This window comes from Phenylobacterium sp. (assembly GCF_030697305.1).
Classification (GTDB): domain Bacteria; phylum Pseudomonadota; class Alphaproteobacteria; order Caulobacterales; family Caulobacteraceae; genus Phenylobacterium.
The window spans coordinates 1-12,326 of the sequence record NZ_JAUYQL010000104.1; the positions used below are offsets into that span (position 1 = coordinate 1).

Annotated in this window: 12 protein-coding genes; 9 read left to right on the forward strand and 3 right to left on the reverse strand. The window is 69.8% G+C overall.

The window, feature by feature from the left end:
• Positions 1–12 precede the first annotated feature (12 nt).
• The 7 genes from Q8R27_RS10950 to Q8R27_RS10980 all read left to right on the forward strand — a co-directional run bounded on the left by Q8R27_RS10950 (position 13) and on the right by Q8R27_RS10980 (position 6,134).
• Positions 13–99 (forward strand): helix-turn-helix domain-containing protein, encoded by an 87-nt coding sequence (locus Q8R27_RS10950; RefSeq protein ID WP_371134684.1) that lies wholly within the window; start codon positions 13–15, stop codon positions 97–99.
• A complete protein-coding gene (locus Q8R27_RS10955; protein WP_305699054.1) occupies positions 96–1,529 on the forward strand; it encodes a HAMP domain-containing sensor histidine kinase in 1,434 nt (477 codons plus the stop codon). The genes Q8R27_RS10950 and Q8R27_RS10955 overlap by 4 nt, the downstream gene beginning before the upstream one ends.
• Positions 1,530–1,561: 32 nt before the next feature.
• The gene (greA, locus tag Q8R27_RS10960) at positions 1,562–2,035 is read left to right on the forward strand and encodes a transcription elongation factor GreA (RefSeq protein ID WP_305699055.1); all 474 of its coding nucleotides are present in this window, start codon (positions 1,562–1,564) and stop codon (positions 2,033–2,035) included.
• Between the two features lie 27 nt (positions 2,036–2,062).
• Positions 2,063–3,055 (forward strand): mitochondrial fission ELM1 family protein, encoded by a 993-nt coding sequence (locus tag Q8R27_RS10965; protein WP_305699056.1) that lies wholly within the window; start codon positions 2,063–2,065, stop codon positions 3,053–3,055.
• 93 nt (positions 3,056–3,148) lie between these two features.
• Complete coding sequence (gene pseG, locus Q8R27_RS10970) at positions 3,149–4,198, forward strand: UDP-2,4-diacetamido-2,4,6-trideoxy-beta-L-altropyranose hydrolase (RefSeq protein ID WP_305699057.1); 1,050 nt, start codon at positions 3,149–3,151, stop codon at positions 4,196–4,198.
• Positions 4,199–4,256: 58 nt separating this feature from the next.
• The gene (locus Q8R27_RS10975; RefSeq protein ID WP_305699058.1) at positions 4,257–5,432 is read left to right on the forward strand and encodes a hypothetical protein; all 1,176 of its coding nucleotides are present in this window, start codon (positions 4,257–4,259) and stop codon (positions 5,430–5,432) included.
• A gap of 3 nt (positions 5,433–5,435) precedes the next feature.
• Positions 5,436–6,134 carry a glycosyltransferase family protein gene (locus Q8R27_RS10980; protein WP_305699059.1) on the forward strand — a complete coding sequence of 233 codons (699 nt, stop codon included), beginning with the start codon at positions 5,436–5,438 and terminating at the stop codon, positions 6,132–6,134.
• Here Q8R27_RS10980 and pseI read toward each other — a convergent pair.
• Complete coding sequence (pseI, locus tag Q8R27_RS10985) at positions 6,131–7,195, reverse strand: pseudaminic acid synthase (RefSeq protein ID WP_305699060.1); 1,065 nt, start codon at positions 7,193–7,195, stop codon at positions 6,131–6,133. The genes Q8R27_RS10980 and pseI overlap by 4 nt on opposite strands.
• Before the next feature lie 241 nt (positions 7,196–7,436).
• Between pseI and trxB the strand changes: the two genes are divergently transcribed.
• Positions 7,437–8,450: a thioredoxin-disulfide reductase gene (trxB, locus tag Q8R27_RS10990; RefSeq protein WP_305699061.1), complete on the forward strand. Its 1,014-nt coding sequence runs from the start codon at positions 7,437–7,439 to the stop codon at positions 8,448–8,450.
• Positions 8,451–8,457: 7 nt separating this feature from the next.
• Here trxB and Q8R27_RS10995 read toward each other — a convergent pair whose 3' ends face one another.
• On the reverse strand, positions 8,458–8,868 hold the full coding sequence (locus Q8R27_RS10995) for a VOC family protein (RefSeq protein ID WP_305699062.1): 411 nt from the start codon (positions 8,866–8,868) through the stop codon (positions 8,458–8,460).
• A 1-nt stretch (position 8,869) separates the two neighbouring features.
• Positions 8,870–10,021 (reverse strand): cell wall hydrolase, encoded by a 1,152-nt coding sequence (locus Q8R27_RS11000; RefSeq protein ID WP_305699063.1) that lies wholly within the window; start codon positions 10,019–10,021, stop codon positions 8,870–8,872.
• Positions 10,022–10,200: 179 nt separating this feature from the next.
• Here Q8R27_RS11000 and Q8R27_RS11005 point away from each other — a divergent pair.
• Positions 10,201–12,326 (forward strand): PAS domain-containing sensor histidine kinase (locus Q8R27_RS11005; protein ID WP_305699064.1); only part of this gene is annotated, 2,126 nt, incomplete at its 3' end.

Genomic DNA, 12,326 nt, shown 5'->3' on the forward strand with positions numbered 1-12,326 from the left:
CACGTCAGCCGACTGCGCAAGAAGATCGACGATGGCTTCGACCGGCCGCTGCTGCATACTGTGCGCGGTTCCGGGTACCGGCTTTCCGAGGCGCCATGATCGGCGGATTGCGGCTGCGCGCCTGGATGTGGCCGACGGCGATGTTCGCGGTCGCCGCGGCGGCGCTGGCCGTGGGCCTGATCGTCGTCGACCGCTGGGGTGAAGCGGCCATCGCCCGCCAGCAGACCGCCGTCGCCGCCTCGGCCCGGGACAACTTCGTCGCCTTCGCCCGCGAGGAGGGCCCCGCCGCCCTCTCGACCGCCCTCAATCGCAAGGCGCGTGAAGCCTCGCCGGATGGCTTCCGCTACGCCCTGATCGGGCCCCGCGGCGAGATGCTGGCCGGCGCCGACGTACTGAGCTCGCTGGACGCCCCCGACACCGGCTGGCGCACGGTCGTCGAGCCAGACACCCAACCGAAGCGCCGCTGGCGCGTGCTGGCCGCGCCGCTGGACGGTGGGCGCACCCTGATCGTCGCCGAGGACCTGGCGGCGCGCGACGCGCTCAGGCGCGCCATCCTGGGCGGCTCGGCTGCGGCGCTGCTGATCACCGCGGCCGGAGCGATCGCCGCCGGGCTAGGCCTGCACGCCATCCTGCTAAGACGGACCCGCGAGATGGCCGACGCGGCCCAGCGCATCGCCGAGGGCGACCTCTCCGCCCGCGTGCCGGCCCGGCACGACGGCGACGCCTTCGACGATCTCGCCCGGGCGTTGAACGGCATGCTGATGCGCATCGAGGAACTGATGACCGGGATGCGCACGGTCACCGACAGCCTGGCGCACGACCTGCGCTCGCCCCTCACCCGGCTGAAAGGCGCCCTCTCCCGCGCTTCAGATCCGGAGACCGCCGAGGCGCCGCGCGCCGCAGCGCTTGAGCAGGCGTATCGCGAAGTCGAGTCGATCCTGGCGACGCTCTCTGCGCTGCTCGACATCGCCCGGGCCGAGTCCGGCCTGTCACGTACCATGATGGCCCGCGTCGACGTGACAGAGCTCGCCCAGGAGATGGCCGAACTGTTCGGCCCAGCGGCCGAGGACGCCGGCCAGTCGCTCAGCGTCGAGGGCCCCCAGGCCCACGTGGTCGCCGTCACACACGAGACCTTGCTGAGGCAGGCGATCGGCAACCTGCTGTACAACGCCGTCGTCCATGCCGGCGACGGCGCGCAGGTCTGTTTATCGGTCTCTGAGGAACAGGCGGGCTTGATCCGCGTTTCCGTGGCCGACACCGGACGGGGGGTGCCGGCGGCGTCGTTGGGACGCGTCCAGGAGCGTTTCGTGCGGCTTGACGAACATCGCAGCGGCCCTGGGACCGGTCTGGGCTTGGCGTTGGTCGCAGCCTGCGCCAAGCTGCACGGCGGCCGGCTGATCCTGGAAGACAACGCACCAGGCCTTCGCGCTGTCATGCAACTCCCGTCTGGAAGTGAAGCCCTTGAGTTGAGCGACGCTTCCCACTATCCTCTCACCCCCCGGACGCCTGCGCCCGCGGCCGGCACGTGAACCCCTGGGCGAAACCCGAGTCATCATCCACGATGGAAAAAGTTCCCATGACCGCCGAGGGCTACCAAGCCCTCGACGAGGAATTGAAGCGTCTGAAAACCATAGAGCGGCCGGCTGTGATCGCCGCTATCGGGGAGGCGCGCGCTCATGGCGACCTGTCCGAGAATGCTGAGTATCACGCCGCCAAAGACCGGCAGGGCTGGATCGAAGGACAGATCGCCGAGATCGAGGACCGCATGGCGCGGGCCCAGGTCATCGACGTGTCGAAACTGTCCGGCAGCCATGTGAAGTTCGGCGCCACGGTGTCGATGGTCGACGAGGACACCGAAGAACCTGCTCGCTACCAGATTGTCGGCGAGCATGAGGCAGACGTGAAATCCGGACGGATCTCGATCACCTCCCCGATCGCGCGTGCGATGATCGGCAAGGAGAGTGGCGACGTCGTCGAGGTGAACACGCCTGGGGGCGTCAAAGCCTACGAGATCACCAAGGTGGAGTGGGTCTAGCAGACCCGCTCTGGCCGGATCGCCGCCATGGCGGGCTCCGACTCCGAACCGCTGACCATCTGGGTGGTCTCCGACGGCCGCGCCGGCATCGAGGTGCAGCCGCTGGGGCTGGCTGATGCGATCGCGCGACGGCGTCCTGCGCGGACCATCCTCAAGCGGATCGGCTGGAAGGGCGCGATCGGCCGCCTGCCATGGGGCCTGATCCCGTTTCCCCGCGCCCTATTGCGTTCGCCCGCCGAGATCGCTCCCCCCTGGCCCGATCTGTGGATCGCCGCGGGCCGTGCGACGCTGCCGCTGTCGACAAGGATCCGCGACTGGTCCGCCGGCGCGACCTTTGTAGTGCAAACCCAGGACCCGCAAACGCCGCCGCGCGCCTTCGACCTGGTCATCCCTCCGCGCCATGACCGGTTAGAGGGCGCGAACGTCTTCCCCATCACCGGCTCGCCCAATCGCGTCACGCCCGGTCGGCTGAGCGACGACCTGGCGCGTTTCGCCAGCCTGATCGCGCCTCTGCCACACCCACGCGTGGCGGTGCTGGTTGGCGGCAAGTCTCGCGCCTTCGATCTGTCGCCGACGCGCGCCGCCGCCATCGCGGACCAGGTCGCCACCGCCGTCGAGGCGGCAGGCGGCTCGATCATGCTCACCTATTCCCGGCGCACGCCGGCCGAGGCTCAAGCGGCCATCACCGAACGCCTGCGCGACGTGCCCGGCACGATCTGGGACGGCGCTGGCGAGAACCCCTATTTCGCCTTCTTGGCCGGCGCGGACGTGCTGCTCGCCACGGAGGACTCCGTCAACATCGCCACCGAGGCCGCCTCGACGGGCAAGCCGCTCTACATCCTCGCCATGGAAGGTGGCTCGCCAAAGTTCGCCCGCTTCCATAGGGACCTGGAAGATCAGGGGATTTCCAGGCGCTTCAACGGCGATCTCGAAACCTGGAGCTACCCCCCGCTGGCGGAGACCGATCGGGCGGCGGACGAGATCCTGCGCCGCCTCGACGCGCATCGGGCAGGGTCCTGACGCCCTCACGCGCCTCAGGCTTTGCAATCGGCTGCGCCTTGCCCTTCCATCCGGCGCGAGGAACCCGCCGATGATTCTCCGCAGTCCGCCAAGATGAGCGACATCCAGCGCATCCTGTTCATCCCCGACGCCGGTCCGCATGTGGGCGGCGGCCATGTCATGCGCTCGTTGACCCTCGCTGAGGCGCTGGGTCAGCGCGGCGGCGCCTGCGTGTTCATGGCCTCGCCCCAGGTCGCCGCAGTATTGGACGCGTTCGCTCCCGAAATCCCTCGCGTGCCCGCCGACGGCCGCTCGGCGGTCGAGCTGATGGACGCCGACGCGCGCGCCTTCGACGCCGTGGTGTTCGATCACTATGGGCTCTCCCAGGGCGAGCACCTGACCATCGCGCGCGGGCGCCCCAGCATGGCGCTGGATGACCTCGCCGACCGCTCGCTCGCGGTGGATATGGTGCTGGACAGCGGCCCGCAGCGACGCGCGGAAGACTACGAGGGCCTGATTCCCGCTGGCTCCCGGCTGTTGCTGGGACCGGCCTATGCGCCGGTCCGCCCGCAGTTCGCAGCGCTTCGCGCGCCAGCGCTGGCCCGGCGCGGCGGTCCGGTGGAGCGGGTGCTGGTGTCGCTGGGCCTGACCGACCTGGATGGTATCACGGCCCGCGTGCTCGACCGTGTGCGGCCCAGGTTGGGCGAGGTGGCGCTCGATGTCGTGCTGGGCGGCGCGGCCCCCACCCTGACTGGGCTGGAGCGTCTGGCCAGGCGGGATTCACGCCTGAATGTGCACGTCGACACCCGCGACATGGCGAAGCTCACAGCGCACGCGGACTTCGCGGTAGGCGCGGCGGGCTCCAGCGTCTGGGAGCGCTGCACGCTGGCCCTGCCATCGCTGCTTTTGGTATTGGCGCCGAACCAGAGGCCGGCTGCAGCCGCGTTCGCGGAACTCGGCGCGGCGCTGGTGGTGGATGCAGCCGCACCGGACTTCGAAAGCGCCTTCGATCGCGCTTTCACGCGGCTCTCCACGGACGCCGAGCTGCGCGCTCGGTTGGCCGCCAAGAGCGCCGAGGTGTGCGATGGATTGGGCGCCGGCCGCGTCGCCGATGCCTTTCTTGATCTGATCGCGGCCAAGCGACGCAGCGACACGCCTCTTTAACCCTGTTTTTGCGACTCGGCGGCGACTGTGCCTTCGCAGGAAGGTTCAGGGGCTGGGCATGAGCAAGGTTCGCATCGTCGGCAGCGGCCTCCTGGGCGCGGCCGCGGCGCTGGAAGCGCACAGGCTGGGCGCTCGCGACATCACGCTCCACGCCCGCAACGACGCCTCGTCGCCACTTCGCGCCGACGGCCTGGAATTGCGCCCCGACTGCACCCTCTTCGGGGATCCCGCCGACCCGCTTCGCCGGCTGCTGGAATGGCATGGCGCGACCTTCGAAAGCTTCGAGCTCGATTGCGGCTCGCTCAATCCCACGCTGCGTGGGGAGCCCACAGCCATTGACGGCTACGCGGGCCCGGTGATCGAGGGGGCCGCCGAGGCCTCGCCGGTGACGTCCACCCCGATCACGCTTCGCGACGCCCTTCGCGTCCACCCCACGGAGGTCGAGGGGCCGCTGTCGCGCTACTGCCAATGGCGACTGCAGGCCTGGCTCGACCAGGTGCACGCCAGCGCCGCCGAGGTCCTGGGCGTCAGCGAGCTGCGGTCGCCGGCCGACGCCCTGGCCAACGGCTGCGGGCTGGCAGGGCTCGGCCGCACGGTCAGCCTGCCCCGAGGCGGTTTCTGCAACCTGCGCAGCGCGATGCGCAAGGCGCTGGAGAACATCGGGGTAGACATCCCGCAGGGGCCGCTCCCCTCGGCGCGCGCGACCATGGAGCGCAACCACCGCGAAATCCTCGTCTGGGTGGACGATCCGGCGCCGCTGCTGGCCGCCCAGGGAATGCGGCGGGCGGCCACAGGGGCGGACCGCGCGCTCAGCCATGTGTTCAAGGTGCGCCTGACTCGCACCGCGCCCTTCGTCGTCCAGGATTTCACCGCCGCCGGCGTCGTGTTCCGGGTCTCCGTCTATGAGAGCCGGGGCGAGACCCTGGCCTGCGTCGAATGCGTCGGACCGGCGCCCGAGGGCGTTGTCCGCTGCCAGGCCCAGAAGCTGCTTTCGGCCTTCACCGACGAGCCGGCTCGGATCGGGCAGCGGCTTGCGACCCTGACACCCTCCCGGAGCGGCGTCATGACCCTGGAGGCCTGGCGCGCTTTGCAGGCGATGGAGCGGCGGGTCGGCGGGGGCTTCGTTTCCGGCGCCTGGGAGCACCCGTCGATCGGCGCGCGCTTCACCGAGATCGGCGCAGGCCTAGCCGCCGCCATGCAGAGCGCCTCGCCGCTCAGCGCCTCGGCCGCCTGATCCATGATCCTGGCCGTTCTGCAGGCCCGCATGTCGTCCACGCGGCTGCCCGGCAAGGTGATGGCCGACGTGCTCGGCGTGCCGATGATCGGCCGCCAGATCGAGCGTCTGCGCCGCGCCCGCAGCCTCGACCGCCTGGTGGTGGCGACCAGCGAACTTGCCGGCGACGATCCCCTTGCGGCCTATTGCGATAGCCTCGGCGTGTCGGTCCATCGCGGCTCCCTTGAGGACGTGCTGGGGCGTTTCCACGGCGCTGTCCAAGCGTTCGGCCCCGCCAGCACGGTGGTCAGGCTCACCGCCGACTGCCCGCTCTGCGACTGGACCGTGGTGGACGCCGTGGTGGACGCCCATGTGGCCGGTGGCTTCGACTACACCAACAACACCGCCCCGGAGCGCACCTTCCCGCACGGTCTGGATGTCGAGGCGGCGACGCCTGCGGCGCTGGAGGCTGCCTGGCGAGAGGCTGTCGACCCTTACGAGCGCGAACACGTGACCCCCTTTCTCTACCGTCGGCCGGAGCGCTTTCGGCTGGGGTCCGTGGTCAGCGACACGCCCATGCCGCAGTTGCGCTGGACAGTGGACGCGCCCCAGGACCTGGACTTCGTGCGGCAGGTCTATGAGGCGCTGTATCCGATCGATCCGGCGTTCACCTCGGCCCAGGTCGCCGCCCTCCCCGTCAACAGCTCGGCGTACGCCGGCTAGCGGACGACCATGTCCCAGGCGAGCGGTTCGCCGCGCTTCAGATCGCGGGCCGCCGGCCTGCCCAACACCGCGTCCAGATCGCCAGGCGGCAGGCCCAGGCCCGGACGCACCGAGCGTAGGTTGGCCTTCGACAGCGGTTGGCCTGCGCTGACGTCGGCGACCACGTAGAGCGAGCGGCGGAATTGACGGTTGGCGCGCTCCGACCCGAGTAGGTCGTAGTGCGCACGGCCGAGGGCGGCCCAGGCGGCTTTGCAGTCTGCCACCAGGGCGGTGAACTCCGCGGGTTCAAGGCTGAACGCCGCGTCGGGGCCGCCATCGGACCGCGCCAGGGTGAAGTGCTTCTCGATGACGCTGGCGCCCAGGGCCACGGCCGCGACGGAGGCGGCCGAGCCCGGCGTATGGTCAGAAAGCCCAATGGGCGAGGCGAACCGCTGGGCCATGTCGGCGACAGTGCGCACGTTAGCGTCGGCCATCTCCGCCGGATAGCTGGACACGCAGTGCAGCAGCACCACGCCGGCGGCTCCGCCTTCAATGGCGGCGGCGTGGGCGGCTTCGATCTCGTCCAGGTTGGCCATGCCGGTGGAGATGATCAGCGGCTTGCCTTGTGCGGCGGCGTAGCGGATCAGCGGCAGGTCGACCGCCTCGAACGAGGCGATCTTGTAGGCCGGCGCGTCGAGGCCGGCCAGCAGGTCCACCGCCGTCTCGTCGAATGGGCTGGAGAACAGGATTACGCCGTTCGCCCGGGCCCGCTCGAACAGCGCCGCGTGCCATTCGTAGGGGGTCTGAGCCTCGCGATAGAGTTCGTGGAGGGTGCGCCCGTCCCACAGCCCGCCATGGATGCGAAACTCCGGGCGGTCGACGTCCAAGGTGATGGTGTCGGCGGTATAGGTCTGGATCTTGATCGCGTCGCAGCCGGTGGCGGCCGCCGCATCAATCATCGCCAGCGCCCGCTCCAGGCTGCCGTTGTGGTTGCCGGAGAGCTCGCAGATGACGAACGGCGGGTGGGCGGCGCCGACCTTGCGGCCGGCAATCTCGACCTCGGGCGGCAGGGCTTGCGGCATGGGTTTCGGACTCTCGCGCGGTGAGAGCCTTCTTACGCCCCGCCGCTGAAGTCGTCGTTAATCCTGAGCGGGCCGCTCGCCGCGACGCCTCCGGCCAGTCCGATCAGCGCCGCAAAGGGCGATCGAAGCCACGCCCAGCCCGCGGATCAGGACAATGCCCACGGCGATCCCTGCCGCTACACCCACAGCTTTCCACCTTCGATCCATCGCAACGCTCCAGAATCTCTCCTATCTAGATCACATGTCTCAGGAACGTTCCGAACCCAGAACCACCCGCTGCCTGATCATCGGATCGGGCCCGGCCGGCTACACCGCCGCCGTCTACGCCGCGCGCGCCTTGCTGGCGCCGGTGATGCTCGAGGGCATCCAGCCCGGCGGCCAGCTCACCATCACGACGGATGTCGAGAACTACCCGGGCTTCGCCGAGGTGATCCAGGGCCCCTGGCTGATGGAGCAGATGCGCGCCCAGGCCCTGCATGTGGGCGCCGAGATCATCGGCGACATCGTCGTCGACGCCGACCTGTCGAAGCGACCGTTCCGGTTGGTCTGCGACAGCGGTCAGGTGTGGCTCGCCGACACGGTGATCATCTCCACCGGCGCGCAGGCCAAGTGGTTGGGGCTGCCGTCGGAGCAGAGGTTCCAGGGCTTCGGCGTCTCGGCCTGCGCCACCTGCGACGGCTTCTTCTATCGCGGCAAAGAGGTGGTGGTGGTCGGCGGCGGCAACACCGCCGTCGAGGAGGCGCTGTTCCTCACCAACTTCGCGTCGAAGGTCACCCTCGTGCACCGCCGCGACGAGCTGCGCGCCGAGAAGATCCTGCAACAGCGCCTGTTCGCGCACGAGAAGATCGAGGTGATCTGGAATCACGGCGTCGAGGAGGTCCTGGGCTCGCAGGATCCGATGGGCGTCACTGGCGTGCGCCTGAAGGACGTCAACGGCGGTGCGACCCGCGATCTCCCTTGCGACGGGGTTTTCATCGCCATCGGCCACGCGCCGGCCTCGGAGCTGTTCAAGGGCCAACTGGCCATGGACGCCAGCGGATACCTCGACGTGAAGGCCGGCACGGCCTCCACCGAGATCCCCGGCGTCTACGCGGCCGGGGACGTCACCGACGACATCTATCGCCAAGCGGTGACGGCGGCCGGCATGGGTTGCATGGCGGCGCTGGAGGCGGTGCGATTCCTCGCCGAGGAAGATCACCGCAAGGCCCATCATCCGATCTCCCACGCCGACGCGACCAAGATCGGCGTGTGGTGATCCGCGCCTAGATCAGCGGGAAACCCTTGGGACCTTCCGCGGTCAGCGCCAGGGGATGGCCGTCCGGATCGCGGAAATAGGTCATCCACAGGTCATGCTCCGGTAGGGTCGCGACCAGTTGGATGGTGTCGGTGAAGGCGACGCCTCGCCCTTCCAACTCGCGCCGGGCAGTGACGATGTCCGACACCCTGAAGCACACCGGCGAGGCGGCGGTGAGCTGCGCGCTCTGCGGCGTCTCCTGCAGCGACAGCCGAACGTCGCCGCAGTCGTACAGCGCCTGCCCCTCGCCCAGCAGTAGGCGCTTCAGGCCGAGTTGCTCGCCGTAGAAGGTCATCGCGCGCGTCAGGTCGGCCACATAGAAGACGATCAGCCCCACGGGGCCCAGGCTGAACACGCCGTCGCGCGGATCGAGCGCCATATCAGGGCGCCGCCGGCGTGGGCGCGGGCGTTGGTTCGCGCGCCATGTCGCGTTCCATCGTCGCCAGCGAGGCGTTGATGGTGGCGATTTCCTCTGCCGTCGGCTGCCTGCGCCCAGGGATCACGCCACGGGGCCTGACCGCGGGCGCTCCGTTGATCGAGGGTTCGGCGACGGTGTACTGGCGGGTCTCGCCGCCGACCGACAGGGTCACCGTGCGCAGGCGCGATGCGTTCAGCAGGCCTTGGGTGCGCTCATCCAGGCCTTCCAGAACTGACTGGGCGAGGCTCGCTTCCCCGCCCGCATATCGGCCGGTGAAGGCTGGCGGCTCGCCCCAAGGCCCCGTCCAGCGATAGAAGATGTGCAGGCCTTCCCGCTTCAGCTTGACCAGGGTGGGCGCCCAGTACGGGGCCACATAATCGGCATGGTAGTGCGTCGCCGGCCCCACCTCGCGCATCACGAAGCCCGCAAGCGCGCGGCGAGCCACCGACTGGGCTTGCGCCCAAAGGCCCGGCTCCGGCGCCCACTTCAACGATCCGTCGCAGGTGAAGGAGAACTGGCAGCCGGTGGTCCGCGCCGAGCCCTGATAGACCACGCCGCATACCGATTTCGGATAGGCCGGGTGACGCAAGCGGTTGAGAACAACCTGAGCGATAGCCTGCTGACCCTTCAGCGGCTCGCGCGCGCCTTCATAATACACCGCCTGGCTGAGGCACTGCAGGGCGCGCTCGGCGTCGAGCGGCCCGGCCTTCAGCATGAACGGCCGCATCGGTCGCACCGGTGATGAAGCAAATGGGCGCAAGGCGTTGAGTTCGCGAGCAGTTTGTGCGTCTGGCGCGGAAATGCCCAGGTCCGGCGCGGTGGTCAGGTCCAGACTGGCCCAGCCGACCGGGCGGCCCCACGTGTCCGCGCTGCGGCTGCCGGGGTCGTGGCGCCGCGCGAGCGCCAGCATGGCCGAATCCATATCGGCGATCAGCGCGCCCAGGCCGATGTCCGACAGGCCGCCCGAGATCGCGGTGAGACCCTGGGCGTGGCCGTTCGGGGCGCCGCGCAGCGAGACGCAGGCGACGCTCGACGCAAGCGCCGACGCCATCAGGGCGCAGAACGCCAGCCGCCGGGCCGTCATTGCGAAGATCGTCTTCAGCTTGCCGCTCACATCTGGCCCGGTCCGCCCTCGTGGCGGCGAATGGCCTGGGGATATCGTCTGTTGCGCGCCGGGACCAGCGCAGCCATGCTCAGCAGGTCGCTGCAGGGTTGCGCGACTGACTCGGAGCCGCCCCGCCGATGACGCCGGTCGAATGGCCGCTTCGGCTCATCCCTCGCCGAAACCCGCCGGTGCTCAACGCGCTCACGCTCAGCGTCGTCGCCCTCGCCGCGGCGATCGTCTTGCGTGTCCTCTTCCTTGGCTTCGACCGCGGCCTCGGCCTGTCGGTGACCTATCTTCCGGCTTTGCTGGCGGTGACGCTGTATGCCGGGGCCTGGTGGGGCGGCGCGACGCTTGTCGCGGCGATCGGGCTCAACCTGCTCGCCCCCAGCCCCCTCACCAACGGCCCGACACCTGCGCTCACCACCATGTTCATGCTGTCAGGCGCCGTGGTGGTGCTGTTCGCTGACGCTTTCCGCAGCGCGCTCGTGCGACTGGATGAGATGCGCGAGACGCAGCGCGTCGTGCGCGAGGCCCTGGAGGAGACCCAGGTCCGCCTTCGCCTCGCTCAGGAGGCCGGAGGTGTCGGGGTCTGGAGCTATCTGGGGGACGGCCAGGAGTTGCTGTGGAAGGACGTGCATCCGGACGACGCCGATCTCGTGCGCCAGGCGCACGCCGCGGCGGCGAGCGACGGCCATGTGGCGCCGCACGAATATCGCGAGGCCGCGCCCGACGGCGCCGAGCGATGGATGCTGTCTCGTGGTGAAGCCGGACGTGACAGCGAAGGGCGGGTGATCGGCGCGCTCGGCGTGAAGATCGACGTCACCGAGCGCCGCCTGGCCGAACAGCAGATGCGCGAGAGCGAGGCGCGGTTCCGCAGCCTCGCCGACAGTGCGCCGGTGCTGATGTGGGTGAGCCGCCTCGACGGCACGCGCGAATTCGTCAACAGCGCCTACCTGGACTTTCTCGGCGAGCCCTACGACGTCGCGCTCGCCTTCGACTGGCGCACTCGACTGCATGCCGAAGACCTGCCGCGGGTCCTGGCCGAACAGCGCGCCGGGGAAACCGGGCGCGGGCGCTTCTCGCTCGAGGCGCGCTACCGCAGGGCCGACGGCGCCGATCGGTGGCTGCGCTCGGTGTCGCAACCCAGGTTCGGACCCACAGGCGAGTTCGTGGGCTTTGTGGGCGTCGCCATCGACGTCACCGACGCCAAGCGCGCCGAGGCCGACCTGCTGCACATCAACGACCTGCTCGCCGAGCGCGTCGAGGCGGCGCTGGCCGAACGCGACGAGGCGGAAGCCGCGCTGCGCCGCGCACAGAAACTCGAGGCGGTGGGCCAGCTCACCGGCGGCGTCGCCCACGACTTCAACAACCTGCTGACGGTGATCAGCGGCGCCATCGACCTGGTCCAGCGCCACCCGAACGACGCGGCCCGGCGTGACCGCATGCTGGAGGCGGCGCAGAGCGCGGCGCGGCGCGGCGAACGCCTGACCCAACAGCTGTTGGCCTTCTCGCGCCGCCAGACCCTGAAGCCCGAACTGGTCAGCGTCGACGCCCTGTTGCTCGACGCCGAGCCGTTGCTGCGGCGCGCGGTCGGCGAAGCGGTCAGCCTCACCGTCATGCCGGCGGCCCACAACGCCGTCGCGCGGCTGGACCCGACCCAGTTCGACGCGGCGATCATGAACCTGGTGGTCAACGCCCGCGACGCGGTGGCCAGCGGCGGAGTGATCCGGATCGAGAGCCAGGTGGCGCACGTCGCACGCTCCGAGGTTGAAGGCGTCGCGGCCGGCGACTACGTCTGCGTCTCCGTGCACGACACCGGCGTCGGCATGGACGCCGAGACCATCACCCGGGCGTTCGAGCCGTTCTTCACCACCAAGGAGCCCGGCAAGGGCACGGGTCTCGGTCTCGCGCAGGTCTATGGCTTCGCCCATCAGAGCGGCGGCGGCGCGACGGTGTCCAGCGCGCCCGGCCAGGGCTGCACCGTGCGCCTCTACATGCCGCTCTCGCAGGAGCTCGTCGCGGCGAGCCCGCAGGAGCCAACCTCCCGAAGCGAGCCGAAGCGCGCGGCGCTGAAGGTGTTGCTGGCCGAGGACGATGAGGATGTCGGAGACATGGTCACCGCCATGCTTGAGGATCTCGGCCATGAGGTGGTGCGTGCGCCCGACGCCGACAGCGCCATGTCGACCTTGCGCATCACCCCGGGCGTGGACCTGTTGCTCACCGACGTAGTGATGCCGGGTGGCAAGACCGGGGTGGACCTCGCGCACGAAGCCGTGGCGCTGCACCCTGCCCTGCCCGTGATCCTCAGCTCCGG